Origin of the sequence: Aeromonas sp. 97A, assembly GCF_051919185.1 — a bacterium.
Taxonomy (GTDB): domain Bacteria; phylum Pseudomonadota; class Gammaproteobacteria; order Enterobacterales; family Aeromonadaceae; genus Aeromonas; species Aeromonas veronii.
In genome coordinates this window covers 1,160,004-1,185,574 of sequence record NZ_JBQBFF010000001.1, presented here as the reverse complement: position 1 = coordinate 1,185,574, position 25,571 = coordinate 1,160,004, and the positions used below count along the sequence as shown (strand labels likewise).

The window sequence follows — 25,571 nt, the reverse complement described above, 5'->3', positions numbered from 1 at the left end:
GATTTCATCACGTTGACGCTGTTTCTTTCGCCACAAGGGTGTAACCAGGATGGTTTAACCATATGGCCTGATGGAGTAGAACCAGCAGCAGATCATATCCGAGGGGAGCAAGGCTCCCCTTTTTGTTACCCGCCGTTTGACAATCCCCTACCCCGGCATCTACAACAGGCCGGTTGAAGCCATACGGCACATGCCCACAACTGATGTTTTCCCCTCCTGTACTTGCCATTCAACACAGCTAAATCCGTCAGCAATCTCTTGTGCACACCTTTGCTCTGATACTTCTCCGGCAGATATAAAAAAGCCCCCGCCATCATGGCAGGGGCTCGCGTTACGCAGTGTCAGCTTAAGGCTGTTATATCTCAGCCCAGCTCAAAGCAGTTATGCCTTGTTCCAGCGCTGTGGGTCATATTCCGGGCTGAAGCGGTCAACAATGACAGCACAGGCCGCATCGCCGGTAATATTGAGGGAGGTGCGGATCATGTCGAACAGACGATCCAGCGCGAACAGCAGCGGCAAGCCTTCGATGGGGATCCCGGCCGCCAGCAGCACGGCAACCACCAGGAAGCTTGGGCCCGGCACACCGGCTTGGCCGATCGCCCCCAGAGTGGAGGTCACAATGATGGCCGCCCAGGCACCGACGCTCAGATCGATGTTGTAAACCTGCGCGAAGAAGATGGCGACCAGACCGTAATAGATGGCGTTGCCGCTCATGTTGATGGTGGCACCCAGCGGCAACACGAAGGAGGCTGTCGCGTTGGTCACTTTCAGATCATGCTCGCAGGTCTCCATATTGACCGGCAGGGTTGCCATGGAAGAGGCGGTGGAGAAGGCCACGATCTGCGGCTTCTTCATGGCAGAGAGGTACTTCATTACCGGCGTGTTGGAGAACATCATCACCAGCAGCGGATAAACCACAAAGCCGAAGATAAGGATGGCAGCCACATAGACCACGAACAGCTTGAGTACCAGGGTCAGCACATCGAAGCCATAGGTACCGATGGCTTCCGCCATCAGACCGAACACCCCGAGCGGCGCGATGATCATCACCTTGTTGATCATCCAGACGAAGGCATCCACCAGGGTATTGAGCCCATCGACCAGTGGCTTGGCCCGCTCGCGCGGCTGTTTGGCCAGCGCAATGCCGAGGAACATGCAGAACACCAGGATCTGCAGGATGTTCGCTTCGTTGAGGGAGTTGAAGACGTTGGTGGGGATCATGCCAAGCAAGGTGGCGACTGCATCCGGCAACGCCCCTTTATCGGCGTAGTCACCACCAAACATGGAGGCGACGGAAGCGAAATCGACCCCGACACCCGGTTTGAAGATCTGCCCCATTACCAGTGCCAGCAACACGGCCAACGCTGAGGTCACGAGGAAGAAGGCCAGCGTAGCCGCACCGATCTTGCCCGCAGCCGGGCTGGCGCCCAGATTGGCGGCGCCGGAGAGGATGGCAACCGCCACCAGCGGGATCACCAGCATTTTGATCAGCTGGATAAACAGGGTACCGAGCGGTGCAAACACGGTGGCTTGTTCACCCATGAACGCGCCGACCACTGCGCCCAGTACCATGGCGACCACAACCTGGAAGCCGATGTTTTTAATGAGTCCTTTAGTTAACACAATATGTTCCTTTATGTAGCAAAATTCACACTTTTCCCAGTGCAATTAACCAAACAGGGGAATGAGCGGCTGCCCATTCCCCTGTTTGCGCGTGTTATCTCACATTTAATTGCTGTTTTAAATCAGCAAATCATTAACCTTGGCTATTAATAAGTTTGCGAAAAAATGAAGATTCAAAGCGGTCTCGGCGATTTTTACCTCATCCCCCATGACAACTGGCAAAAGATTGTGCTAGTTTGGCTGCACAAACGTACACACAGGGATGTAAAGATGCTGAAAGTTAACGAGTATTTCGACGGAAATGTAAAATCCATCGGTTTCGAACAAAAAGGCGAGAAATCAACCGTCGGGGTGATGAACGCCGGTGACTACCTGTTCAACACTGCCGCCCCCGAACGGATGACAGTGATCAAGGGCGCCCTCACCATCCAGCTGGCTGATGAAGATGAGTGGCACACCTACAGCCAGGGTGAATCCTTCCTGGTGGCCGGTCACTCCTCCTTCAAACTGGAAGTGAAAACCCCCACAGCTTATCTGTGCGAATTTCTCGACTGATCAGGCCGGTTGAAGGGGATCAGCCCCTTCAACCTTCTTGGTTCCCCCCAGCCCTATTATCTGTGTCCATGTCACAGCACCGCACATCCCCGCTTTCCATCCACGGCAAAAATCCTAGAATAAACAGACATAAACCATCACCGGATTGATGTCATGATCAGCGTGTTTGACCTGTTTTCCATCGGAATTGGCCCCTCCTCTTCCCATACCGTCGGCCCCATGCGTGCCTCTTATGCCTTCGTCCAGCAGCTCAAGCTGCAAGGGCATCTGCCACAGGTCACGCGGGTCGAAGTGGAGTGTTACGGCTCGCTGGGCCAGACCGGCAAAGGGCACGGCACCGGCAAGGCGATCATTCTGGGGCTGTCGGGCTTTGAACCGGAATCGGTCGATATCGATGCCATCCCCGCCATTCTGGCGCAAGTGGAAAAGGAGCAGAACCTGCAGTTGGCTGGCGAACAGCCAAGCCATTTTCCCCGCACCGGTGCCATCATCTTCAACCGCCGCAAAACCCTGCCGGCCCACACCAATGGCATGACTCTGCGCGCCTTTGATAAAGAGGAAAACCTGCGCTTCAGCCAGACCTACTACTCCATCGGGGGCGGCTTCATCATTGAAGAGAGCCACTTTGCCACCGCCAAAGAAGAGGCCGCCAAGTCCGATGCCGAACATCCAGTCCCCTACCCGTTCGACAGCGGCGCCCAGCTACTGGCCCACTGTCAGGAGAGCGGCCTCTCCATCTCGGGGCTTATCCTCGCCAATGAGCGGGTATTTCGTAGCGATGAGCAGATAAAAGCGGGGCTGCGCAAGATCTGGCAGGCGATGCAGGGCTGCGTCGAGCGAGGCTGCAAGAGCGAAGGGGTGCTGCCGGGCGGCCTCAAGGTTCGGCGCCGCGCCCCGGGGCTGTTCCGCCAGCTAAGCTGCGAGACCAACTTCAACAAGGATCCGCTGATGGTAATGGAGTGGGTCGACTTGTTTGCGCTGGCCGTCAACGAGGAGAACGCCGCCGGTGGCCGGGTGGTGACCGCCCCCACCAATGGCGCCGCGGGCATCATTCCCGCCGTGCTGCACTACTACGATCGCTTCGTCCACAAGGTGGATGACGAGACGCTGATCCGCTACTTCCTCACCGCGGCTGCCATCGGCATCTTATATAAGAAGAACGCCTCCCTCTCCGGCGCCGAAGTGGGTTGTCAGGGAGAAGTGGGAGTCGCCTGTTCCATGGCGGCTGGCGCGCTGACCGAACTGCTGGGTGGCAGCCCGGCCATGGTGGAGAACGCCGCCGAAATAGGCATGGAGCACAATCTCGGCCTCACCTGCGATCCCATCGGCGGACTGGTGCAGGTGCCCTGCATCGAGCGCAACGCCATGGGGGCGGTCAAGGCGATCAATGCCGCCCGCCTCGCCCTGCGCGGCACCGGCGAGCACAAGGTGTCGCTCGACAAGGTGATCAAGACCATGTGGGAGACCGGCAACGACATGAAGACCAAATACAAGGAGACGGCCCGTGGCGGCCTCGCCGTTAACATTACCGAATGTTAAAAAACGGCAAATGACTCCATTTGGTTCCTAAATGCCCGGCATCGCCGGGTATTTTTATGGGCAAACGCTTAACAAAATGGATAAGCACAAAAATAAATTTTATACTCGCGCCTCAGATTCAACAAAAATAGATCTATTTCAACTTTTTTTAGGTCTGGAGCCGTTACACTACGGTTATCTGGTTCTGTGACCTGCGCTGACAAGCGCGTTCCATGGATCTCCCAAATTTCTGTGAGTGGGCATGCCGCCCCCTTCTACCCTGAGGTAATAGTGACATGATCAGCGTTTTTGATATCTTCAAAATCGGTGTAGGCCCCTCTTCTTCCCACACTGTTGGCCCGATGAAAGCGGCCAAACAGTTTGTTGACGAGCTGCGCGCGGGCGGCAAGATCCGCGATGTAACCCGGATCAATGTCGATGTTTACGGCTCCCTCTCCTGGACTGGCAAAGGCCACCATACCGACACTGCCATCATCATGGGCCTGGCTGGCAACCTGCCGGAAAATGTCGATATCGATGCCATCCCCGAGTTTATCTCCCGTGTTGAGCAGACCGAGCGCCTGCCGATCGGCCTGCACTGCCACACCGTCAGCTTCCCGCGTGACGCCATGGTATTCCACGACGAAGCCCTGCCGCTGCACGAAAACGGCATGAAGCTGACTGCTCTGATCGAAGATGAAGTAGTCTATAGCAAGACCTACTACTCCATCGGTGGCGGTTTCATCGTTGACGAAGAGAACTTCGGCAAGGCTGACAGCGGCGACATGTCCGTACGCTATCCGTTCAAGAGCGCCGCTGAGCTGGTTGCCCATTGCAGCCAGACCGGTCTCTCCATCTCTGCCCTGATGATGGAAAACGAGAAGTGCTTCAACACTCCGGAAGAGATCTACAAGAAGTTCGGCAAGATCTGGAACACCATGCGTGAAGGTATCGAGCGCGGCTGCCGTACCGAAGGTGTTCTCTCCGGCCCGCTGCGCGTACCCCGTCGTGCCGCGCCGCTCTACCGTCAGCTCAACACCAACGAGAACCTCTCGAGCGATCCGATGAACATCGTTGACTGGGTCAACATGTTCGCTCTGGCCGTGAGTGAAGAGAACGCAGCCGGTGGCCGCGTGGTCACTGCCCCGACCAACGGCGCTGCCGGTATCATCCCGGCCGTACTGGCTTACTACGACAAGTTCATCCAGCCGGTTGGCCGCGACGAGTACACCCGTTTCTATCTGGCTGCCGGTGCCGTCGGCATCCTCTATAAGATGAACGCCTCCATCTCCGGCGCCGAAGTGGGCTGCCAGGGTGAAGTGGGTGTCTCCTGCTCCATGGCCGCTGCCGGTCTGACCGAGCTGATGGGCGGTAGCCCGGAGCACGTCTGCGAAGCTGCCGAGATCGGCATGGAACACAACCTGGGTCTGACCTGTGATCCGGTTGCCGGTCAGGTACAGGTGCCTTGCATCGAGCGTAACGCCATCGCAGCCATGAAAGCGGTCAACGCCTCCCGTATGGCCCTGCGTCGTACCTCCAAGCCGCGCGTCTCCCTGGACAAGGTAATCGAGACCATGTACATCACCGGCAAGGACATGGACTCCAAGTACCGTGAAACCTCCCGTGGTGGTCTGGCCATCAAGGTGATGCAGGTTGCTTGCGAATAAATAGGGGTTGCGACCCTCATCTGAACAAAGGCGGGATATCCCGCCTTTTTTATTGCCCGAATGGGATGCCGGGCACTTATACCGGCATACCGACCATTTCACTGTAGGGCGTCGCTGATATACCCCTGCTATGCCACCGCAATGCGGATTGCCTTGTCTGCATACCTCTCTGATGACATACCTTGATTAACTCTTCTCAATGCATTGAGAGGGACATTACGCCCCGATATGAAACCTTTACCTGCTATCTTGCCCCAGCCACGCTTTCACACCTAATCGATATCGAGATGGTCCCTCATCTCAATATCCCCCTTTGGTCATACCCTTGTTTGGCAAGACGCGGTTACCGCTCACCCTGCGGATTATCACGCCGCCACATTGATTGCCTCCTATGTGGCACTTTCGTGATCAGGGCAAACAATCAAGTACACAAACAGGGGGTTAGCTCATCATTTTGGCCACAGCGCATCGCGCAAACTGGTTTTAGTACAGTTATCACCGCCCTCTTTACGCCCTATTTGATGTAAAACGCATCAAGCAGTGGAGGCCAAAAAAGCGCCCAAAGAAGGGGCTGAAAATAATCGATGAATGAGCCAATAGCCGTTGAAATGGAGGATATGAGTACGCGCCACTCGCTATTTTTGTGAGCGCCAGCAAAGGTTGAGGATATGGTGTTGGGAGCAGATTGACTTTCTATTTAAACAGCGAAAAGTGAATATCCCCAAAGGGAGGGTTTAATTTGGCCAGATCCTGTCACGGGATTATCGCAGGCCACCTCACCGGGGCCGGAATGCGTCATGCAAAGTCACAAAGAATTAGCCCCGCTGGGCAGAACGCACCACGGGGCTGGATATTCAGGATGGTTTTTTCAGGCTGGCCTTGTGCTGCTCCAGCAAATTCTCGGAGGGCGGCGGCACCTGCAGGTAGAACCCCTGGTTGGTCAGCGCGGCCATCACCTTGCCGACATCAGCCAGACCCAAGGGCTTGGCCGGATCCAGCTTGGTCATCAGCACCAGCTCGGGACGCCCGAATGCGCTCAGCAATGGCTCGGGAACGCGGGAGAAATCCTCTCTTTTTTCAACAAAAAGGTAGGTCTCGGCTTTTTTGCGACTTTTATAGACTGCACACAACATGGAAATTGATATAATCCGACGAGTTTATTGCCTCTGATGGGGGCAAACTATAACATCAGGAATTGAATAACAATAACGGATTAGCATCTCTGCCTCGGGGAAGATTCATGGTTGAGCGCGATAACGAATTGAAAGGGACCACCTTCACTATTTCTGTGTTGCATATCAGCGATGGCGAGCCTGAGCGGATACGTCAGTTGTTGGCCGAAAAAGTGGCCCAGGCACCCTACTTTTTTAATTGTGCGCCGCTGGTGATCAATGTTTCCCGACTGGAACATATTCCCGATTTCGAACAGCTCAAGGAGCTGGTGGAGTCCGAAGAGTTTGTGCTGGTCGGCATCACAGGGGCACGCAGTGAAGAGATGAAGACAGCCGCCAAGGCGGTGGGACTGGCGGTGATGGCCTCGGGCAAGAGTCGCAAGAGCGAACCGGAACCCGAGCCTGCCCCCGCGCCAACCGCCCCTGAGGTGGTTCCCGAGCCCGAACCCGCCCCCTTGATCCCGAGCAAGGTACATGTGGGACCTGTTCGTTCCGGCCAGCAGATTTACGCCGCCGGCACCTCGCTGGTGGTGCTGGGGTCCGTCAGTCCGGGAGCTGAAGTGCTCGCCGACGACAGCATTCATATTTATGGCACCCTGCGTGGCAGAGCCATTGCCGGTGCCCGGGGCAACACCCAGGCCCGGATCTATTGCCAGCAATTACAGGCCGAGCTGCTTTCCATCGCGGGCACATTCCAGCTGAGCGATGCATTGCCGGCAGGCCTGATCCAGCAACCGGTACACGTCCGGCTGGACAACGAACAACTCCGAATAGACCGTATCAAATAGAGTTACAAGGAAGCGAGAATGGCGCGAATCATAGTCGTTACATCGGGTAAAGGTGGCGTTGGCAAGACCACAACCAGTGCGGCCCTGAGCACCGGCTTAGCCCAGCGTGGTCACAAGACAGTGGTCATTGACTTTGACATCGGTCTGAGAAACCTGGATCTCATCATGGGCTGCGAGCGGCGCGTGGTGTATGACTTCGTCAACGTCATCAATGGGGAAGCAAACCTCAATCAGGCGCTGATCAAGGACAAACGCTCGGAAAATCTGTTTATCCTGCCCGCCTCCCAGACCCGGGACAAAGATGCCCTCACCCGTGAGGGGGTCGAGAAGATCCTGGATCAGCTGGCGGAGATGAAGTTCGATTACATCGTCTGCGACTCCCCGGCGGGGATCGAGGCGGGCGCACTGATGGCACTCTATTTTGCCGATGAAGCGATCGTCACCACCAACCCGGAAGTCTCTTCCGTGCGTGACTCCGACCGCATCCTTGGTATCCTGGCCTCCAAGTCCCGTCGCGCCGAGCGTGGCGAAGACCCCATCAAGGAGCACCTGCTGCTGACCCGCTACTGCCCGACCCGCGTCAACCGCGGCGACATGCTGAGCGTGCAGGATGTGCAGGAGATCCTGGCCATCCCGCTGCTCGGGGTGATCCCGGAGTCCCAGGCGGTGCTGCGCGCCTCCAACTCCGGCGAACCGGTTATTCTGGACAAGGAGTCCGATGCCGGTCAGGCCTACGAAGATGCGGTGTCCCGCCTGCTGGGCGATGCCAAGGAATTTCGTTTTCTGGAAGAAGAGAAGAAGGGCTTCTTTAGCCGACTGTTCGGGAGTTAAACATGTCATTATTGGATTATTTTCGTTCCAACAAGAAACAGAACACCGCACAACTGGCCAAAGAGCGGTTGCAGATCATTGTTGCTCACGAGCGTTCATCCAGAGGGGGGCCGGATTACCTGCCCCAGCTCAAGCAGGACATCCTCGATGTGATCCGCAAATACGTCAACATTGATCCGGAGAAGATAACCGTCCAACTGGATCAGAAGAGTGATGAGCTGTCGGTACTGGAGCTCAACATCACCTTCGCCGATGACAAGAAGGGATGAGCTGACGCCCTATGCGTGACCCCTTCCCCCAATGAAGACCGGATCCTGTCACTGGATCCGGTTTTTTATTGGCACAAAAACAGGCCACAGCGGCTCGCCTCATCTCGCCAAGGGGTCTGCCGACCGCTAGAATAGCGCCGCCCCGCAGGCTGTGATCTGCGATGGCACCTTTTTCTCTTTTCTGGAACAGACCGCTTATGTCTATGAATGACGAAATGCACAGCGTCGAGGAACTGCTCGATACCGCCCTCGAACTCTTTATGGAGCTGGCCTCTGACAACCTGCCGGAGCAGGAGATCGCCCGCTTCAATCAGGAGTTCAACGATCGCGGCCTGCTGGCCGAAACCGACCCTGCCGATGACTGGGAAGCGGACGTGGGTTTTGCCGTGAGCGACACCGACTATGCCGAGATCTGGGTAGGCCTTGGCAATGAAGAACAAGAGTATGAGCATCTGTTTGCCCGCATGCTGCTCTCCCGCCGTGTTGACGAGAAGTTCTGCCACATCGAATGGCTGCCCCAATAATTCCGGATCCCGATGATCCCAGCCACTATCAGTGGGAGTCTGACCATGACTCTGTGGCCCCTGAACGTCCATCTGCATCGCTTGGGCGCCGGGTGTTGAGGTGGGCAGGCAAGATCGCGCTGGCCGGGCTGCTCTGCTCGGTCGGCTCGGTCGCCTTGCTGCGTTTTATCGATCCGCCGATGTGGAGCTGGCGTATTGAGCGGGCCCTCTTTCCGCCCGCCAAGATCACCCAGGTGCGTCATGAATGGGTGGCTCTGGAGTCCATCTCCAAAGAACTGCAACTGGCGGTGATCGCCGCCGAGGATCAGCGCTTTGCCGATCACAACGGCTTTGACATGGATGCCATCAACGCCGCACTCAAGCACAACCAGCACAGCGAACGGGTGCGCGGTGCCAGCACCCTCAGCCAGCAGACCGCCAAGAACCTCTTTATGTGGAGTGATCGCAGCTTCCTGCGCAAGGGGCTGGAGGCCTGGTTTACCCTGCTGATGGAGCTGGGTTGGGACAAGGCCCGCATTCTCGAGGTCTATCTCAATATCGTGGAGTTCGGCCCCGGCATCTATGGCGCCGAAGCCGCTGCCCGCACCTACTTTGGCAAACCGGCCAGCCGCTTGACCCGCTACGAGTCATCCCTGCTGGCCGCCGCCCTGCCCAATCCGTGGCGTTATCGGGTCAAGCCCCCTTCACCCTATGTGCAAAAGCGCTCGGTCTGGATCCGCCGCCAGATGGGACAACTGGGCCAGATCACCCTCAATCGGGTGCATCAGGCCGACTGATCCTCAGGGCTCATCGGGTTTCTCCGGTGGGCCCAGATGGCCGCCCACCATCTCGCGGTGAAGCGGCAGATAGTGCCACCACCAGGCCTCGCGCCGTCGCTTGATCTGTTGCCGCCGTCCCCGCTGCTTCATCCCCTTACTCCCTGCCAGATGATCCGCGCCTTAACCATACTCCCCCAACGGCAACTTGGACAGGTCAGGCACGCCCGGCGGACTGGTCTGGCCGCCACAGCCAATAATTGTTACAGTAGCGAACCTCGATGTATCTGGAGTGATTTCATGGAACAGCGTACCCCGGATCAGCTGGTCGAATGGGCCTATGATCAGTTTCTTGAGCAGGCCGCCGATATGCTGGCCCCCGAACAAATAGTCGACATCACCCTGGAGTTTGAGCAGCGTGGCGCCGTGGAGGCGACTCTGCCCAATGCCGACTGGTCGACCGAGCTGGGTGAGCCGGTCGATATGGAGCGCTGGGTCGAAGTGTGGGTCGGTTTGCTGGATCATCAGGATGAGTTTGAGGTGATCTTCGCCACCTTCCTGCTGCCCCGTCTGCTGACCGAAGATCAAGTGCATGTGCGCTGGCATCGCCAGCAACAGGCATAAGAAAGGCGCCATCGGCGCCTTTCTTGTTTCTGTGCACTCTTATTGCTGTTCTCTGCTAATCCTGCGCCGCGATGGCCTTGGCCAGACAGCGGCGGCACCAGCAAGCGCTGGCCTCATGCATCGGCAATACCGGCAACTGGCTGCACCAGCACTGGGCGATGGTCTGACCGGCAGAGATGGCGCAATAGGCCGGTTCGCCACAACCCGGGCAGCAGTGGGTACTTTTCGAGCCATCCAGCTCGGCCATCACCGCCAGCTGGGCTTTGCTATCCATCGCCGACCAGTGGCCGATCTCGGTCAAGGTACGGCCACAACCCAGGCAAAGCCCATCTTTCGCCTTGCAGAGGCCAACACAGGGACTCGGCATCTTATTCGCTATCCTGCGCCTGCTCGCCTGCTTGTACCTGCGCGGCACCGGCGTCGGTCAGGGTAATGGCGTTATCTTCGATGACAATCTTGCCCTGCTTGTAGAGGCCGCCGATCGCCTTCTTGAAGGTGCCCTTGCTCATGCTGAACAGCTTGTAGATGAGCTCGGGTTCGCTCTTGTCACCCACCGCCAGACTGCCGCCCTGCTTTTTCATCCGGCTCAGAATGCGTTCACCGGCGTCATCAACACGCGCAAGACCCGGCTTTTGCAGGGTCAGATCGAGCTTGCCATCTTCGCGCACCTGCTTGACCCAGGCGGTTTGCGGCCGACCGGTCATCACCCGGCCAAACACCTCGTTCTTGAACAGCATGCCGGGATACTGACCGTTGACGATCACCTTGATACCCAGGGGTGAATGTTCGCCCGGCAGCGCGGTCACTTCGTCACCGACCTTGAAGTTGCTGCCGGCCGGGGTCAGGAAACGCTCGATGCGGCTGGTGCCGACCATGCGCCCTTCGTTATCCAGTTGCAGACGCACCAGATAAACGTGGCCCACCTGCATCGGCTTGTTCTGCTCACGGCTGGGCACAAACAGATCCTTTTTCATGCCCCAGTCGAGGAAGGCACCAATCTTGTTGGCATTGACCACTTTCAGACCGGCAAATTCGTCCACCATGGCAAATGGCTTGTCGGTGGTGATCACCGGCTCGCAATCGGCATCCAGATAGAGGAAGACCTGCACGCTATCCCCCTCTTTCACCCCTTCCGGCAGTTGACGTTTGGGCAGCAGCAGTTCACCGTACTCATCGGCCGCAAGCCAGGCGCCACGGTCTTCGAGTTCAACAACGGTGAGGGTGTTCATCTTGCCAATCTGTATCATGGTGCTCTCTTTTTTCATTACCCGGATGGGCCAACTGAACATGGCCCCTATGGGCGCGCATGTTACCTCAAGAGCGGTGATCCGGCCTAGTCCCCAAGCCACCACGAGCCGCTCTTTCGCCCTTATCTTATCCGCCAATGGTGATTAAATCGCCAAACAGGCGGCCATTTGCTGCAAATAACCCCACTTTTAGGTAGACTTCGCGGCTGTTCAAATCCAGAGGAACTGTCGATGAACCCATCCACTCGTACCCGCCATCTTAATCAATGGATCCAGAGCCACAGCGATCAGGACATGACCTACCCGGCCCTGCACGGTTTTCTCTGTGCCCGTCTGGTGGGGCCAGAGACCCCTGACTGGCAACGCCCGCTGGCTGGTCTGCTGGAACAGGATGCCGAGTTGGATGAAAAAAGCGCAGAAGCCCTCAACCACCTGATCGCCGAACTGGAATCCCAAGCCGACGACGCCCAGCTGGCCCTGCCGAGTCAATGCCGCCTGCCCAGCGATAACCCCGAGCAGGTGTTCGAACAGAGCCACCCCCTCGGTCAATGGTGTTATGGCTTCAGCATGGGTTTTGCCACCTGGCCCAAGCCGAAGGATTTGAACGACCCGACCACCCAGTACCGCTTCAGTCTGGCCGCAGAGCTGAGCCTGTTTCGCGACAAGCAGATGGCCCAGATGCTCTATAGCGCCGCCGCCAGCGAGCTTCCCTTTGTCGAGTTCTGCAAACGCCAGCGCCAGAACATGAAAACCGCCCTCAACCAGTTACTCAACCTCGACCAGTATCAGGCCGCCCCCAGCACCGATGTCGCCCTCAATGGCGAGCAGGCCCAACAGTGGCAGACCTGGTTCGAGCTGGCCGACAGCTGCCGCGATCATCAGGCCCGCCTCGGCTGGTTCGAGAAGATCATCGCCGATGCCACTCCGCTCTTTGATGAAGCCTTCTGGCAGCAAATCGCCGGCCACGGCTGGAGTGCCTCCGAGCTGCGTCCTCTGCTGGCCGCCAGAGCCGGCCGCGCCGACTGCCTGCTGCGCCTTGGCAAGCTGGGCGAGGCCAAAGCCGAATATCTGGAGCTGCTGAAAATCTGCATGGCCGATGAGCTGGGTTGCCGCTATAACCTCTCCACCCTCTATGCACTGCAAGGGGATTGGCAGGCGCTGACCGCCCTGCTGGTGCGCTTTGATGAAGCTTCCAGCTGGTTGCTTTATAACAAGGCGCTGATGATCTTTGCCACCGAGGGTGCCGAGGCAGCCAAGCCCCATCTGCGGGTCGCCATCGAGGCCAACCCGCACATTCCGGCCTGCCTGCTGGGTCAGCGCAAGCTGCCCAAACAGGAGCCACAAAGCTGGCAAGCGGGCAGCCGCGACGAGGCCGCGCTCTACGCTATCCACACTCGTGAGGCCTGGCTCAAGCAGAACGCCCTCATCTGGTTGCGTAAAGGCTGAACAGCATTGGCTTAAAATCCCGTCGGTCAGACCCGGTTTTTCCTTGAGGGCGTGCGCCACCGCACATTTCATCGCAACCGGGTCAGACAAATCAGCTTGAGTTTCGTATCATCAATGTCAAAGTATCAAAAGAAACTGCATCTGATGCAGCCGTCACAGCAGGGTGTAATATGTCAAAAATCATAGCGTTACTCGCTCACTACCCGCCCTATCAGTTGGTACATGCCGCCGAGATGCTACGGGATACCTTCGAACAGTTTTATGAGCAGCGTTACCAGCTGACCGTGCCGCAATGGCGCCTGATGATGGTGCTCGGCCCCAACTACCCCATCAGCCAGAAAGAGCTGGTCGAGGCGAGCGGCATGGACAAGGTGCGCATCTCCCGCGAGATCCGCCGTCTGGTCGAAAAAGGGATCATCTTTACCGAGAGCAGCGAGCAGGACAAACGCATCAGCCTGGTCTCCCTCACCAATGCCGGGCTCGCCCTCTTCCTGCAGCTCAAGAGTGAAGCTGGCAGCTGGCAACACACCCTGACCGACTATCTGCCGAGCGAATCCCGCGAGGCGATCCGCCAGCATCTGCACAGCGTCAGCGCCGCCATTGAGCAGCTGCAATCACTGGATCGGGAGAAATAATCATGGATTTGAAAAAGTTCGCCACCATGGACATCAACATGCTGCTGAGCGTCGTCAATATGCAGCTGCGTGATCGCTATGACGATCTGGATGATCTCTGCAAGGCTCAGGAGATCGATCAGGCTGCACTGGAAGCGCGGCTCGCCAGCGGCGATTTTCACTACCAGCCAGCGCAGAAACAGTTCAGATAAAGAGAGCTAGCGGGATCGGGATCACAGCGCCAGTGATGGCGCTGGCTCTGCGGTAAAAACCTGATATGGTCTGAAGAGCCCCAACAGGGTGATGCACGGATACATCACCCTGTCACAAGAGGGCATTAAAATCGTTTCAGGTGAGCAAACCAAGGATGACCCCATGATATTGATGACCCGACAGAGCCTGTTGATCACGCTCTGTACCCTGTTGATGATCAGCCTCTTCACGCCCCACTTGCCGCAAAGTACCGAACAGTGGCTGACCACCCTCTTGCTTGGCCTGCTGGTCGCGGTGGCATTGCTGCTGGTGCGTGGTTGTCGCCGCTTTATGATGGAGTAGTGACTCCGCCAGAGCCTCTATACCGACCGCTTGCCGCGATGCTCTCTGCAGCAGCAACGTCTGTCGCAATCATATCTAGCCAAAAAACAAACGCAGCCTGATGGCTGCGCTGTGGTATCTGGCGGGCAACCCCTTGAAGAGATAACCCCTGACGGGATAAAGAGCCCTTATAGAGAGAACCCTTAGATAGCCAGAGCCTCAAGCTGCGCTTTGGCCGCTTCCATCCCCTTGCTCTGGGCATCCGGACCCATCCCCATCCCTTCGGCGTAGATGAAATCCACCTCTTTGATACCGATGAAACCGAGCACGGTACGCATGTAGGGGGTCACCAGATCGGTGGCGCTGCCGACGTGCATGCCGCCGCGGGGGCTGATCACCAGCGCACGGGTATTTTCAACCATACCCACCGGACCGGTCTCGGTGTAGCGGAAGGTGACGCCAGCGCGAGCCACCAGATCGATCCAGTTTTTCAGCTGGGTCGGGATGTTGAAGTTGTACATGGGGGCCGCAATCACCACCAGATCGCTCGCTTTGAGTTCGGCGATCAGCTCGTCGGACTGGGCGATCACCGCCAGTTGACGCTCGTTCAGGTTATCACCACCGCGCAGGCCGGAGGCCAGCTCGCCATCCAGCACCGGCAGGTTGAGGGCCGCCAGATCACGCACGGTGACGGCATCATCCTGATGGTCAGCCAGGAAGCCATCGATCAGGGCGTTGGATTGGGAATCCTAGATTCTACGTCAGTACTTCAAAAAGCATAATCAAAGCCTTGATAAATATGCATTCCTTCGAAATTCAGCTTTCACCCATTGGGTGAAAGAAAAGTGCTCAAAAATATGTTAAATTATCAGCTTTTATGACTCGATATATGGTAAAATAATAGTAAGAAAAGTAGTAAAAAGGGGTTCTAATTATGATTAATAAAATTGATTTCAAAGCTAAGAATCTAACATCAAATGCAGGTCTTTTTCTGCTCCTTGAGAATGCAAAAAGCAATGGGATTTTTGATTTTATTGAAAATGACCTCGTATTTGATAATGACTCAACAAATAAAATCAAGATGAATCATATAAAGACCATGCTCTGCGGTCACTTCATTGGCATTGATAAGTTAGAACGTCTAAAGCTACTTCAAAATGATCCCCTCGTCAACGAGTTTGATATTTCCGTAAAAGAACCTGAAACAGTGTCACGGTTTCTAGGAAACTTCAACTTCAAGACAACCCAAATGTTTAGAGACATTAATTTTAAAGTCTTTAAAAAACTGCTCACTAAAAGTAAATTGACATCCATTACGATTGATATTGATAGTAGTGTAATTAACGTAGAAGGTCATCAAGAAGGTGCGTCAAAAGGATATAATCCTAAGAAACTGGGAAACCGATGCTACAATATCCAATTTGCATTTTGCGACGAATTAAAAGCATATGTTACCGGATTTGTAAGAAGTGGCAATACTTACACTGCAAACGGTGCTGCGGAAATGATCAAAGAAATTGTTGCTAACATCAAATCAGACGATTTAGAAATTTTATTTCGAATGGATAGTGGCTACTTTGATGAAAAAATTATCGAAACGATAGAATCTCTTGGATGCAAATATTTAATTAAAGCCAAAAGTTATTCTACACTCACCTCACAAGCAACGAATTCATCAATTGTATTCGTTAAAGGAGAAGAAGGTAGAGAAACTACAGAACTGTATACAAAATTAGTTAAATGGGAAAAAGACAGAAGATTTGTCGTATCTCGCGTACTGAAACCAGAAAAAGAAAGAGCACAATTATCACTTTTAGAAGGTTCCGAATACGACTACTTTTTCTTTGTAACAAATACTACCTTGCTTTCTGAAAAAGTAGTTATATACTATGAAAAGCGTGGTAATGCTGAAAACTATATCAAAGAAGCCAAATACGACATGGCGGTGGGTCATCTCTTGCTAAAGTCATTTTGGGCGAATGAAGCCGTGTTTCAAATGATGATGCTTTCATATAACCTATTTTTGTTGTTCAAGTTTGATTCCTTGGACTCTTCAGAATACAGACAGCAAATAAAGACCTTTCGTTTGAAGTATGTATTTCTTGCAGCAAAAATAATCAAAACCGCAAGATATGTAATCATGAAGTTGTCGGAAAACTATCCGTACAAGGGAGTGTATGAAAAATGTCTGGTATAATAAGAATATCATCAATAAAATTGAGTGTTGCTCTGTGGATAACTTGCAGAGTTTATTAAGTATCATTGCAGCAAAGATGAAATCAATGATTTATCAAAAATGATTGAAAGGTGGTTGTAAATAATGTTACAATGTGTGAGAAGCAGTCTAAATTCTTCGTGAAATAGTGATTTTTGAAGCTAATAAAAAACACACGTGGAATTTAGGTTAGACTATAAATAGAAAAAGGCGTTTTGACAATGACAGAGATTATCAAAGATTTATACCAATTTACAGAGGTAATGGAGCCGATTAAGCTTTCAATGCACCAATACTTATTGATGACAAATGAGCCTGTTCTCATTCAGACCGGAGCCGTATCACAAGCGCAAACTACCATTCCTAAGTTGCAAGAGTTGCTCGGTGAACGCAAAATAAAATACATTCTAATTTCTCATTTTGAATCAGACGAATGTGGCGGACTTGCTTTGGTTCTCAAAGAACATCCCGAAGCTGTCGCGGTTTGTTCCGAAACCACAGCAAGACAACTGATGGGGTTTGGTATTACTAACAATGTGCTTATTAAAAAGCCGAATGAAATATTTGCCGGAGATGATTTTGAATTTCAAACTATCAGTTACCCATCTGAAATGCATATGTGGGAAGGACTTTTATTTTTTGAAAAGAAACGTGGTATTTTCTTTAGCAGCGACCTCATGTTCGGCATGGGTGAGAATCACGGACAAGTTATCGAAAGCAGTTGGGACGCAGCGGTAAAATCAAGCGGCGCAGATACATTGCCCAATCAAGAATCCGGACAAAAGCTATCCTCGGATTTGAGTGAGATTGAACCTAAGTTCGTTGCTTCCGGTCATGGGTTTTGCATTACGATTGTAGGATAAATCAAGCAAATAGACCTTGCAAAATAAGCATTTGCAAATATACCACTTCATAAAACCGTATACTGTAATTATCAAGATTTTGAACGATATTGAAAAACAGTAACTTAAAGGCTCGATATATTTATAATATATCGAGCTTTTTTCATGTCTAAAAACTTGGGGGTATATAGTGAAAAATACCGTCCCAACGTCCCAAAGGCTGATAAGTAGGCGCATTATATGGGGGAATATTGACCCAGGATGCTGGATTTGAGTACGAGGATATTGGCCATGGTGAAACTCCATTTGGTTGTCGGTTGAACAGCGTTGCTGTCGATGGAGGTCACTCTAAACATTGTGCTTATTTGCTGATAGCGAAAATAGATGCTCAACTTGTTCAAATTTTTTGATGCAAGGCCACTTCCTCGCCAGCCAACCCTGCGGCCGCGCTTCAACCCTTGGCAGAACAAACGATTGCCGTTATGATCCGCCGCACTTTTTTCCAGCGACCCGGATCCCATGATACCCTCGCGCAGGCACTCTCCTCTGGCCGGTGCAGTCTGGATGATGGTGGCAGGACTCTGCTTCGCCGCCGTCAACAGCCTGAGCCAGTATGTCAGCTTCAAGCTTGGCCTCCCATCGACCCAAGTCGCTTTTCATCAATACCTGATCGCCCTGATCTGCCTGCTGCCCTGGCTGGTTCGTCATGGCTTGCGCCAATCCCTGATGACCAATCAGTTCCGGTTGCACCTGTTGCGGGTATTGCTGGCGGTGATCGGCATCCAGCTCTGGCTCTGGGCACTGGCGTACCCCGTCCCCATCTGGCAGGGGATCGCTCTGCTAATGACCTCACCGCTGTTTGCCACCCTGGGCTCCGCCCTGCTGCTCAAGGAGCAGGTGAGCCGCGCCCGCATTCTGGCCACCCTGGCGGGCTTTGCCGGCGCCATGCTGATCCTCGCCCCCTGGACTGACGAGTTCAACTGGGCCTCCCTGCTGCCGGTGGCGGCGGCGCTGTTCTGGGCCGGCTACTCCCTGATGGTGCGCTATCAGGCGGCCAACGAATCATCCCACACCATAGTGGTGTATCTGCTTATTTTCAGTACCCCGTTCAACGTCATGCTGGCACTGCCGGAGTGGCAGTGGCCGAGCGAGAGCCAGTGGCTGCTGGTAACCGCCTCCGGTGTGCTGACGGCACTGGCCCAGATGTCCATCGCGCGCGCTTACAGCGTGGCAGAGGCCTCCTTCGTGCAGCCTTTCGATTTTGCCAAGCTGCCGATGAACGTGCTGGCGGGCTGGCTGGTATTTGGCTGGGCGCCCCCCGGCCGTCTGTGGCTTGGCGCCGCTATCATCATTGGCGCCATTACCTTGCTGACCCATCTGGAGCAGCACGCTCACAAACCCGTTTCCTGAGGTACGCCATGCGTGCCTCTTTTTTGTCCGCTATTTGTGTAATAGCGATCATCAACAATGACCATCGACATCAGGAGAGATCGTATGTTTGGAACCGCAACCCGCCCCGGCGCCACCCGTGCCCTGCTGCTGGGCTCCGGCGAACTTGGCAAGGAGGTCGCCATCGAGTTGCAACGGTTCGGGATCGAAGTGATCGCCGCCGACCGCTACCCCAATGCCCCCGCCATGCAGGTGGCCCATGCCGCCCGGGTGCTGGATATGCTCGATGGCAACGCCCTGCGTGCCCTGGTTGCCGAGGTTAAACCCGACCTCATCATCCCCGAGATCGAGGCCATCGCCACCGATACCCTGGCCGCCCTTGAGCAAGAAGGGGTCAGGGTAGTGCCCAACGCCCGCGCTACCCAGCTCACCATGAACCGGGAAGGGATCCGCCGCCTCGCTGCCGAGACCCTGGGTCTGCCCACCTCCCCCTACCGCTTTGCCCAGAGCAAAGAGGAGTTCGTTGCCGCCGTCGAGGCTATCGGCCTGCCCTGCGTGGTGAAACCTGTGATGAGCTCGTCCGGCAAGGGACAGAGCGTACTGCGCGATCTCGCCAAGATCGATGAGAGCTGGACCTACGCCCAGGAGGGTGGCCGCGCCGGCCGTGGCAAGGTGATCGTCGAGGGCTTCGTTCCCTTCGAGTACGAAATCACCCTGCTCACGGTACGCGCCGTCGATGGCATTCACTTCTGCGACCCTATCGGCCACCGGCAGGAAGATGGCGACTACCGCGAATCCTGGCAGCCACAGGTGATGAGCGAGCTGGCGCTGGCCCGATCCAAAGAGGTAGCGGCCAAGGTGGTTGAGGCCCTCGGTGGTTACGGCCTGTTCGGGGTCGAACTCTTCATCAAGGGGGATGATGTGTGGTTCAGCGAGGTATCGCCGCGTCCCCACGATACCGGCATGGTGACCCTGATCTCGCAAGATCTCTCCGAGTTCGCCCTGCACGTGCGCGCCATTCTGGGGCTGCCGGTCGGCACCATCACCCAGTATGGGCCGAGCGCTTCCGCCGTGGTACTGCGCGAAGGGCACAGCCAGGACATCCGCTATCAGGGGATTGGTGAGGCATTGGCGCTGGTGCCGGGTGCCCAGCTGCGGCTGTTTGGCAAACCGGAGATCGCCGGTCGCCGCCGTCTTGGCGTGGCGCTGGCCCGCGCAGCGGATTGCCAGGATGCGGTAGAGAAAGCCAAAGCCGTGGCCGCCAAGGTCGAGGTGCTGTTCTAAGTGCTTTTTGCCACAGCAAAACAAACGTTTGCCGATGTGATCGGGCGCAAGGGGCATGGCAATGCCCCTTTTGCATTTGCCCGTCAGGCTTATAATCCCCTCTTCAAATTTGTCAGGAGTACAAGATGTTAGCTGCCGTGATCTTCGATATGGATGGTGTTCTGATCGACTCGGAACCCTTTTGGCAACGGGCCCAGATCGCCGTTTTCTCCGAACTGGGTCACCCCCACACCGTCGAGGATTGTGAATCGACCATCGGCGTGCGCATCGATCAGCTGGTTGCCCACTGGTACCGCCTTCGCCCGTGGAGCGGCCCGACTCAGGAAGAGGTGGTACAGCGCATTCTGGATCAGGTCAACGCCCTGATCCTCTCCGAAGGTCAGGCCAAAGCCGGTGTGCTGGAGGCGCTCGACCTTATCAAAGCCCGCGGCCTGAAAGTGGGTCTGGCGACCTCCTCACCCTTTGCGATGGTAGAAGCGGTACTCGGCAAACTCGGCATTCGCGATCGTTTTATGGCGGTGCACTCCGCAGAGGTGGAGCGTTTCGGCAAACCGCACCCCGATGTCTATATCCACGCCGCCGAGAAACTGGGGGTAGAGCCGGTTCATTGTCTGGCCATCGAAGACAGTTTTACCGGCCTGCTGGCGGCCAAGGCGGCCTCCATGACAGCGTTGATCGTGCCGGATCCCGCTTTAGTGGGTGACCCACGCTTGGCCATCGCCAACTACCAGCTAAGCTCGCTGGCCGAGCTCAATGCCGACATGTTGGCCAGCTGGGTCGCGTAACGCCTCGTTACGCACCCCATATCCTACTCGCAGGGGGCAGCTGGCCCCCTGTTATTGCCAAACAACCGTTGGCAATCCGCCTCTTGTCACCCGCGATCAGCAACCAGACGGCTCTTATCCTGAACGGCCCACGCAACCAGTTGGGCCTTGCCATTTCTAAGGCTTGATCTCTGTCATAAACGTGCGTTTGCTCGCGGTTAACCCCCTGCAGCCCGACTAGAATCAGGGTAGATAGGCGGCCCCTAGGCCCGAGGAGGTTATCATGATCGAGTACACCAGCAAGCGCATCGTCTGCCCTCACTGTGGCCACCATACCCGGGTCGAGCTGGATGCCAGCCAGGGTGATCAGGAGTTTTACGAAGATTGCATGGCCTGTTGCAATCCGATCCACCTGCGGCTTCACCGCGACGAAGCCCGCGACTGTTTGCAGTTGTTTGTGGATGCAGACGACGAGCAACTGTTTTGATTGCGAGTCACAAAAGGCCGAGCAACTGTTTTGATTGTGAGTCACAAAAGGCCGAGCAGATGTTGTGACTGCGAGTCATAAAAAGTTGAGTAGATATTTTCACCATGTAAATAACAAGGGCCTGCACACTGCAGGCCCTTGCTTATGAGGCGATTAACACCGAGCCGTTTCCTTTCAGTTACCCGCGCGCGCCGCCAGTACCCGCTCCACCGTATCGACGATGGCCTGGGTCTGGGGATCGATCTCGATATTGGTCTGCCAGCCAGCCTTGACCCAACCCAGGTTGGTGCGAGCCAAGGTCTCGGGGATCAGGTGAACGCAGAACTCCCGCTCGCGCACCTCGCCGATGGTCAGGCTGATGCCGTCGATGCCGATGTATCCCTTGGTCAGCACATATTTCATCAGCTCGGGAGCAAGGCGATACCACACCTGACGGTTGTTGGGGGTGTCGATCACCGAGGTGACCTCTGCCATGCCGATGATATGGCCAGACATGGCATGACCGCCGATCTCGTCACCAAAGCGGGCAGCCCGCTCCACATTGACCTTGTCCCCCACCTTTAACAGGCCGAGGTTGGTGAGACGCAGGGTCTCCTGCATCAAATCGAAGCTGACCAGATCCCCCTCAACCCGGGTAACGGTCAGGCAGCAGCCGTTGTGGGCGACCGAGGCGCCGAGGACCAGCCCTTCCCCCCACGCCGAGCTTGGCATGCGGATCACGTGGGTACGAAATGAAGCACTCTCTTCGATGGCGACCAGCTCGGCCACACCTTGCACAATTCCGGTAAACATCATCACCTCTTTGTTTCTGGTAACACGCTCTGTTTTTTATCGCGGCCTGTGGCCGCTTCTTTTACACAATCCGTTTTTTACACAATTCGTTTCATACAAGCCGTCACACCTGCTCCGCCGCCTCAGACCGCGCCAGCACACTCGCCCGGCGCTGGGAATGGATGACCACTATGCCAGCCAGCACGATGAGCAGACACCCCGCCATACTACTGAGAGTCGGCATTTCACCAAACATCAGATAGCCGCAGAGGGTAGAAAAAAAGATCTGGAAATAGAAGAAGGGCGCCAGAGTAGAGGCCTGCGCATACTGCATCGCCTTGATAAGGCAATATTGGGAGAGCAGGGTCACCACTGGTAGCGCCAGCAGATAGGGCAAGTCAGCAAGCCCGGGGAAGTGCCACAGTGCAGGCTGCCAGCAGAGCGTCACCATTGCCACCATCCCCAGCATGAAGCAGGTGACGATCAGGATATCGAGGGTGGTCAGACGTGGATCCACCAGCTTGGTGATGAGGTTGTAGCCGGTGTTGGCCAGCACGATGACCAGTGGCAGCAGGTAGTAGAGGTTCGCGTCGCTCCCGTCGGGATGAATCACCACCAGCACGCCAAACAGCCCCAGCAACACGGCCGCTACCTTGGCCCGGGTCAGACGCTCCCTGAAAAAGAGGACACCGGCCACCACAAAGGCCAGCGAACCAAGCTGGCAGATGATGGTGTAGACATTGAGCGGCACATGGGCCAGCGCAATCACCGAGACCAGCGCACAGACCAGAAACAGCAGCGAACGCAGCAATAGCCAGCGATCCACCGCCAGCAGCGCCGACACGGTGCGCTTTGGCAACAACAGCAGCAGACCGAGAAAAGGAACAAAGAAGCGAAACCAGACCATCTCCATCACGGAGTAGCCATGGAGTACCAGATATTTGTCCGCACCATCCTTGAGCGTCAGGGCGAGAAGAGCAAACAGCGTCAGGAAGATCGCCAGTGAATTGCGCGAAGAGAGCAGCATCAAAGAGGCCGAAACAGGAAAAGGGGGTAACCAAACTAACGGGCTTGCCGCAAATTACAACCGCGAGACTGACAAAATGGGAGCAAAACCGCTATATTTGCTCGCCTTTTTACTTTCAAGGAAGCAAATCATGATGGTTTATGAGTGCTGTGAAGCGATCCGTATCGCCTATAACCAGATTGGCTCCGGCGAGCAGGGCTACGTGCCGAAGGCCATCGCCGCCACTATCCGCGCCCTCAACGCGGTCGCCGCCGATGAGCGGGTGCCCGCCGAACTGCGTGAACAGGCCGCCTATGCTGCCGCCAACCTGCTGATCAGCGATCACGAAGACGCCTGATCCCGCTGCCGGGGCGGCAACTATTTCGTCCTGGATGAATTTCAGGCTAAAATGCCTCCCCCACCCTTTGCATGCCCGCCCGGGTATGCAAAGGCTCTTCCCGATTTCCGCTCTTTCTCTATCTATCTGATCCACTCGGAGGTGTCAGTGCAACGTTATTGGTCCGAGGCGAAGCAGCTCGTCCGTCTAGCCAGCCCCATACTGGTCGCCCAGGTCGCCCAGGTCGCCATGAACTTCGTCGATACCGTGATGGCGGGTCAGGTGAGTGCGGTCGATCTGGCCGCCGTGTCGGTGGCCTCCAGCTTCTGGCTACCGGTGATCCTGCTGGTGCAGGGGATCATCATGGCGCTCACCCCCATCGTTTCCCAGCTCAACGGCGCCCGCAAGCGGGATCAAATCCGCCCGGCCGTCCATCAGGGTTTCTGGCTGGCGCTCATCGTCACCCCGCTGGCGATGGTTGCACTCTATTACAGCCCGCTGGCGCTGCAGTTCATGGATGTGGAGCCGGTGATGGCGGCCAAGACCACCGGCTACCTGCACGCCATCCTGTGGGGTCTGCCCGCCTTCGTGATGTTCCAGGTGCTGCGCAACTTCAGTGAGGGTCTCTCCCACACCATGCCCACCATGGTGATCGGCTTTGTCGGGCTGGCGGTCAATATTCCCGCCAACTACATCTTCATCCACGGTCACTTCGGCATGCCCAAGCTCGGCGGGGTCGGCTGTGGCGTCGCTACCGCCATCGTGCTGTGGGCCATGCTGCTGGCGATGATCCTCTATGTGAAGCTCTCCCGTCACTTCACCGAGATCCGCCTCTTCTCTCAGCTGGCGCGCCCCAACGGCAGCCGGATCTGGCGCCTGTTTCGCTTGGGGTTCCCCATCGCCATGGCGATCTTCTGCGAGGTGACCCTGTTTACCGTGGTGGCACTGATGCTGGCCCCCTTCGGTGCCGAGACGGTGGCGAGTCACCAGATTGCCCTCAACTTTTCCAGCCTGGTGTTTATGCTGCCCCTCTCCATCGGGGTGGGTGTCACCATCCGGGTTGGCCACAGTATCGGTGAAGGGCAGCCCCATCACGCCCGGGTGGCGGCTCGCACCGGCTTAATGCTGGGAATGGCCATCGCCGCGGCCACTGCCGCCATGACGGTGCTGCTGCGCGAGCAGATCGCCTCCATCTATACCGATGATCAGCAGGTGATCGTCCTGGCGGCCATCTTGCTGTTCTTCGCCGCCATCTATCAAATCTCCGACTCGGTGCAGGTGGTCGCGGCCGCCGCACTACGCGGTTACAAGGATACCCAGGCGATCTTCTACGTCACCATCGTCGCCTACTGGGGACTGGGGCTGCCCACCGGCATGATCCTGGGTCTGACCGACTGGCTGGTGCCGCGGATGGGGCCCCAAGGCTTCTGGATCGGCTTTATCGTCGGCCTCACCAGTGCGGCCCTGATGCTGGGGGCGAGATTGCGCTACATCTATGGTCGTTTTGCCACTCCGGAAGCCTGCACTACCCTGTCGCGATCTCAGTAACAGGGCTTGGCGAGCGACAACTCGCCTGCAAAATCAACAGGCTGCGCAAGAACTGGGCAAACAGTCTCCTTTGTGCATATGGCCTGTTGACAGCCTTGGGGGGCATGGGTAGTATGCCGACCACGTCAGCAGCGCTGGCGTAGTGAAGTAAGAGAAAGTGGGTTTATAGCTCAGTTGGTTAGAGCACTACCTTGACATGGTAGGGGTCGTTGGTTCGAATCCAATTAAACCCACCACTTTTTCTGTGATGCGTCCTTAGCTCAGCTGGTTAGAGCACCACCTTGACATGGTGGGGGTCGGTGGTTCGAATCCACTAGGACGCACCATTACAGAACACTGATTATGCGTCCTTAGCTCAGCTGGTTAGAGCATCACCTTGACATGGTGGGGGTCGGTGGTTCGAATCCACTAGGACGCACCATTCAGTTTCAAAACTTTGCAGATATTCCAGATGTGGGTTTATAGCTCAGTTGGTTGGAGCACTACCTTGACATGGTAGGGGTCGTTGGTTCGAATCCAATTAAACCCACCACTTCTGCATAAAGAAATAATAGTCGCATTGCGCACCCTGCGTCCTTAGCTCAGCTGGTTAGAGCATCACCTTGACATGGTGGGGGTCGGTGGTTCGAATCCACTAGGACGCACCAGATTAAAAAAGCCCGCTCATCGAGCGGGCTTTTTGCATTCTACCATGCAGCCACTCCCCTGCCCCGCCAATCCGTTCAGCACAATTCGGCAATGGCGCAGAGCCTTGTTCCCAT

At 55.7% G+C, this 25,571-nt stretch carries 29 protein-coding genes and 5 tRNA genes; 26 read left to right on the top strand and 8 right to left on the bottom strand.

The window, feature by feature from the left end:
• Nucleotides 1–381: 381 nt before the first annotated feature.
• Nucleotides 382–1,623, bottom strand: coding sequence for a dicarboxylate/amino acid:cation symporter (locus ACTG27_RS05405; RefSeq protein WP_005352303.1), 1,242 nt, complete (start codon nucleotides 1,621–1,623; stop codon nucleotides 382–384).
• A 270-nt stretch (nucleotides 1,624–1,893) separates the two neighbouring features.
• Between ACTG27_RS05405 and ACTG27_RS05400 the strand changes: the two genes are divergently transcribed.
• From ACTG27_RS05400 to ACTG27_RS05390, 3 genes are all read left to right on the top strand, one after another.
• Nucleotides 1,894–2,178 (top strand): pyrimidine/purine nucleoside phosphorylase, encoded by a 285-nt coding sequence (locus ACTG27_RS05400; RefSeq protein ID WP_005336842.1) that lies wholly within the window; start codon nucleotides 1,894–1,896, stop codon nucleotides 2,176–2,178.
• Between the two features lie 153 nt (nucleotides 2,179–2,331).
• Entirely contained in the window at nucleotides 2,332–3,717 is a 1,386-nt protein-coding gene (locus tag ACTG27_RS05395; protein WP_216953648.1) for an L-serine ammonia-lyase, read from the top strand.
• A 275-nt stretch (nucleotides 3,718–3,992) separates the two neighbouring features.
• Entirely contained in the window at nucleotides 3,993–5,363 is a 1,371-nt protein-coding gene (locus ACTG27_RS05390) for an L-serine ammonia-lyase (RefSeq protein WP_005336844.1), read from the top strand.
• A gap of 854 nt (nucleotides 5,364–6,217) precedes the next feature.
• Here ACTG27_RS05390 and ACTG27_RS05385 read toward each other — a convergent pair.
• Complete coding sequence (locus tag ACTG27_RS05385; RefSeq protein WP_439979237.1) at nucleotides 6,218–6,496, bottom strand: YcgL domain-containing protein; 279 nt, start codon at nucleotides 6,494–6,496, stop codon at nucleotides 6,218–6,220.
• Between the two features lie 107 nt (nucleotides 6,497–6,603).
• Between ACTG27_RS05385 and minC the strand changes: the two genes are divergently transcribed.
• The 5 genes from minC to mtgA all read left to right on the top strand — a co-directional run bounded on the left by minC (nucleotide 6,604) and on the right by mtgA (nucleotide 9,723).
• Nucleotides 6,604–7,323 (top strand): septum site-determining protein MinC, encoded by a 720-nt coding sequence (minC, locus tag ACTG27_RS05380; RefSeq protein ID WP_120414345.1) that lies wholly within the window; start codon nucleotides 6,604–6,606, stop codon nucleotides 7,321–7,323.
• An 18-nt stretch (nucleotides 7,324–7,341) separates the two neighbouring features.
• Nucleotides 7,342–8,154: a septum site-determining protein MinD gene (gene minD / locus ACTG27_RS05375; RefSeq protein ID WP_005336847.1), complete on the top strand. Its 813-nt coding sequence runs from the start codon at nucleotides 7,342–7,344 to the stop codon at nucleotides 8,152–8,154.
• Between the two features lie 2 nt (nucleotides 8,155–8,156).
• Entirely contained in the window at nucleotides 8,157–8,423 is a 267-nt protein-coding gene (gene minE / locus ACTG27_RS05370) for a cell division topological specificity factor MinE (RefSeq protein WP_005336848.1), read from the top strand.
• 197 nt (nucleotides 8,424–8,620) lie between these two features.
• On the top strand, nucleotides 8,621–8,947 hold the full coding sequence (locus tag ACTG27_RS05365) for an HI1450 family dsDNA-mimic protein (protein WP_005352317.1): 327 nt from the start codon (nucleotides 8,621–8,623) through the stop codon (nucleotides 8,945–8,947).
• Nucleotides 8,932–9,723: a monofunctional biosynthetic peptidoglycan transglycosylase gene (gene mtgA, locus ACTG27_RS05360; protein WP_421341655.1), complete on the top strand. Its 792-nt coding sequence runs from the start codon at nucleotides 8,932–8,934 to the stop codon at nucleotides 9,721–9,723. The genes ACTG27_RS05365 and mtgA overlap by 16 nt, the downstream gene beginning before the upstream one ends.
• A gap of 3 nt (nucleotides 9,724–9,726) precedes the next feature.
• On the opposite strand, the gene ACTG27_RS05355 is transcribed toward mtgA, so the two are convergent.
• Nucleotides 9,727–9,855 (bottom strand): hypothetical protein, encoded by a 129-nt coding sequence (locus tag ACTG27_RS05355; RefSeq protein ID WP_256689486.1) that lies wholly within the window; start codon nucleotides 9,853–9,855, stop codon nucleotides 9,727–9,729.
• Between the two features lie 147 nt (nucleotides 9,856–10,002).
• On the opposite strand from ACTG27_RS05355, the gene ACTG27_RS05350 reads away from it, so the two are divergent.
• Nucleotides 10,003–10,326 (top strand): HI1450 family dsDNA-mimic protein, encoded by a 324-nt coding sequence (locus ACTG27_RS05350; RefSeq protein ID WP_005336851.1) that lies wholly within the window; start codon nucleotides 10,003–10,005, stop codon nucleotides 10,324–10,326.
• A 55-nt stretch (nucleotides 10,327–10,381) separates the two neighbouring features.
• Here the strand turns inward: ACTG27_RS05350 and ACTG27_RS05345 are convergent, their stop codons facing one another.
• Both ACTG27_RS05345 and ACTG27_RS05340 read right to left on the bottom strand, forming a co-directional pair.
• Complete coding sequence (locus ACTG27_RS05345; protein ID WP_439979236.1) at nucleotides 10,382–10,693, bottom strand: DUF1289 domain-containing protein; 312 nt, start codon at nucleotides 10,691–10,693, stop codon at nucleotides 10,382–10,384.
• A 1-nt stretch (nucleotide 10,694) separates the two neighbouring features.
• The gene (locus tag ACTG27_RS05340; RefSeq protein ID WP_005345791.1) at nucleotides 10,695–11,573 is read right to left on the bottom strand and encodes a CvfB family protein; all 879 of its coding nucleotides are present in this window, start codon (nucleotides 11,571–11,573) and stop codon (nucleotides 10,695–10,697) included.
• A gap of 231 nt (nucleotides 11,574–11,804) precedes the next feature.
• Between ACTG27_RS05340 and ACTG27_RS05335 the strand changes: the two genes are divergently transcribed.
• The 4 genes from ACTG27_RS05335 to ACTG27_RS05320 all read left to right on the top strand — a co-directional run bounded on the left by ACTG27_RS05335 (nucleotide 11,805) and on the right by ACTG27_RS05320 (nucleotide 14,188).
• The gene (locus ACTG27_RS05335; RefSeq protein WP_421274498.1) at nucleotides 11,805–13,019 is read left to right on the top strand and encodes a UPF0149 family protein; all 1,215 of its coding nucleotides are present in this window, start codon (nucleotides 11,805–11,807) and stop codon (nucleotides 13,017–13,019) included.
• A gap of 170 nt (nucleotides 13,020–13,189) precedes the next feature.
• Nucleotides 13,190–13,654, top strand: a complete 465-nt coding sequence (locus ACTG27_RS05330; RefSeq protein WP_005336856.1) for a MarR family winged helix-turn-helix transcriptional regulator — start codon at nucleotides 13,190–13,192, stop codon at nucleotides 13,652–13,654.
• A gap of 2 nt (nucleotides 13,655–13,656) precedes the next feature.
• On the top strand, nucleotides 13,657–13,845 hold the full coding sequence (locus ACTG27_RS05325; protein ID WP_019445848.1) for a DUF4250 domain-containing protein: 189 nt from the start codon (nucleotides 13,657–13,659) through the stop codon (nucleotides 13,843–13,845).
• 163 nt (nucleotides 13,846–14,008) lie between these two features.
• The gene (locus ACTG27_RS05320; RefSeq protein ID WP_005336860.1) at nucleotides 14,009–14,188 is read left to right on the top strand and encodes a hypothetical protein; all 180 of its coding nucleotides are present in this window, start codon (nucleotides 14,009–14,011) and stop codon (nucleotides 14,186–14,188) included.
• A gap of 182 nt (nucleotides 14,189–14,370) precedes the next feature.
• Here the strand turns inward: ACTG27_RS05320 and ACTG27_RS05315 are convergent, their stop codons facing one another.
• Nucleotides 14,371–14,898: an NAD(P)H-dependent oxidoreductase gene (locus ACTG27_RS05315; RefSeq protein ID WP_439980497.1), complete on the bottom strand. Its 528-nt coding sequence runs from the start codon at nucleotides 14,896–14,898 to the stop codon at nucleotides 14,371–14,373.
• Nucleotides 14,899–15,101: 203 nt separating this feature from the next.
• On the opposite strand from ACTG27_RS05315, the gene ACTG27_RS05310 reads away from it, so the two are divergent.
• The 6 genes from ACTG27_RS05310 to ACTG27_RS05285 all read left to right on the top strand — a co-directional run bounded on the left by ACTG27_RS05310 (nucleotide 15,102) and on the right by ACTG27_RS05285 (nucleotide 21,148).
• Complete coding sequence (locus ACTG27_RS05310) at nucleotides 15,102–16,364, top strand: IS1380-like element ISEcp1 family transposase (protein WP_000608644.1); 1,263 nt, start codon at nucleotides 15,102–15,104, stop codon at nucleotides 16,362–16,364.
• Between the two features lie 239 nt (nucleotides 16,365–16,603).
• Nucleotides 16,604–17,245 carry an MBL fold metallo-hydrolase gene (locus tag ACTG27_RS05305; protein WP_000134999.1) on the top strand — a complete coding sequence of 214 codons (642 nt, stop codon included), beginning with the start codon at nucleotides 16,604–16,606 and terminating at the stop codon, nucleotides 17,243–17,245.
• 498 nt (nucleotides 17,246–17,743) lie between these two features.
• The gene (locus tag ACTG27_RS05300; protein ID WP_421274497.1) at nucleotides 17,744–18,634 is read left to right on the top strand and encodes a DMT family transporter; all 891 of its coding nucleotides are present in this window, start codon (nucleotides 17,744–17,746) and stop codon (nucleotides 18,632–18,634) included.
• Between the two features lie 84 nt (nucleotides 18,635–18,718).
• Nucleotides 18,719–19,897 (top strand): formate-dependent phosphoribosylglycinamide formyltransferase, encoded by a 1,179-nt coding sequence (gene purT, locus ACTG27_RS05295; RefSeq protein ID WP_439979235.1) that lies wholly within the window; start codon nucleotides 18,719–18,721, stop codon nucleotides 19,895–19,897.
• 125 nt (nucleotides 19,898–20,022) lie between these two features.
• On the top strand, nucleotides 20,023–20,682 hold the full coding sequence (hxpB, locus tag ACTG27_RS05290) for a hexitol phosphatase HxpB (RefSeq protein WP_439979234.1): 660 nt from the start codon (nucleotides 20,023–20,025) through the stop codon (nucleotides 20,680–20,682).
• A 262-nt stretch (nucleotides 20,683–20,944) separates the two neighbouring features.
• Nucleotides 20,945–21,148: a CPXCG motif-containing cysteine-rich protein gene (locus ACTG27_RS05285; RefSeq protein WP_005336871.1), complete on the top strand. Its 204-nt coding sequence runs from the start codon at nucleotides 20,945–20,947 to the stop codon at nucleotides 21,146–21,148.
• Between the two features lie 174 nt (nucleotides 21,149–21,322).
• On the opposite strand, the gene ACTG27_RS05280 is transcribed toward ACTG27_RS05285, so the two are convergent.
• Nucleotides 21,323–21,940 carry a riboflavin synthase subunit alpha gene (locus ACTG27_RS05280; RefSeq protein ID WP_429075062.1) on the bottom strand — a complete coding sequence of 206 codons (618 nt, stop codon included), beginning with the start codon at nucleotides 21,938–21,940 and terminating at the stop codon, nucleotides 21,323–21,325.
• A gap of 103 nt (nucleotides 21,941–22,043) precedes the next feature.
• Nucleotides 22,044–22,946, bottom strand: a complete 903-nt coding sequence (locus ACTG27_RS05275) for a DMT family transporter (protein ID WP_439979233.1) — start codon at nucleotides 22,944–22,946, stop codon at nucleotides 22,044–22,046.
• Nucleotides 22,947–23,076: 130 nt separating this feature from the next.
• Here ACTG27_RS05275 and ACTG27_RS05270 point away from each other — a divergent pair, with 130 nt between their 5' ends.
• From ACTG27_RS05270 to ACTG27_RS05240, 7 genes are all read left to right on the top strand, one after another.
• Nucleotides 23,077–23,283 carry a YaeP family protein gene (locus ACTG27_RS05270; protein ID WP_005352334.1) on the top strand — a complete coding sequence of 69 codons (207 nt, stop codon included), beginning with the start codon at nucleotides 23,077–23,079 and terminating at the stop codon, nucleotides 23,281–23,283.
• A 147-nt stretch (nucleotides 23,284–23,430) separates the two neighbouring features.
• On the top strand, nucleotides 23,431–24,810 hold the full coding sequence (locus tag ACTG27_RS05265) for an MATE family efflux transporter (RefSeq protein ID WP_439979232.1): 1,380 nt from the start codon (nucleotides 23,431–23,433) through the stop codon (nucleotides 24,808–24,810).
• A gap of 159 nt (nucleotides 24,811–24,969) precedes the next feature.
• Nucleotides 24,970–25,046: transfer RNA gene (locus ACTG27_RS05260), tRNA-Val, on the top strand.
• 13 nt (nucleotides 25,047–25,059) lie between these two features.
• Nucleotides 25,060–25,136: transfer RNA gene (locus ACTG27_RS05255), tRNA-Val, on the top strand.
• A gap of 18 nt (nucleotides 25,137–25,154) precedes the next feature.
• Nucleotides 25,155–25,231: transfer RNA gene (locus tag ACTG27_RS05250), tRNA-Val, on the top strand.
• Nucleotides 25,232–25,265: 34 nt separating this feature from the next.
• Nucleotides 25,266–25,342 (top strand) — tRNA-Val (locus ACTG27_RS05245).
• Between the two features lie 38 nt (nucleotides 25,343–25,380).
• Nucleotides 25,381–25,457 (top strand) — tRNA-Val (locus ACTG27_RS05240).
• Nucleotides 25,458–25,571 lie beyond the last annotated feature (114 nt).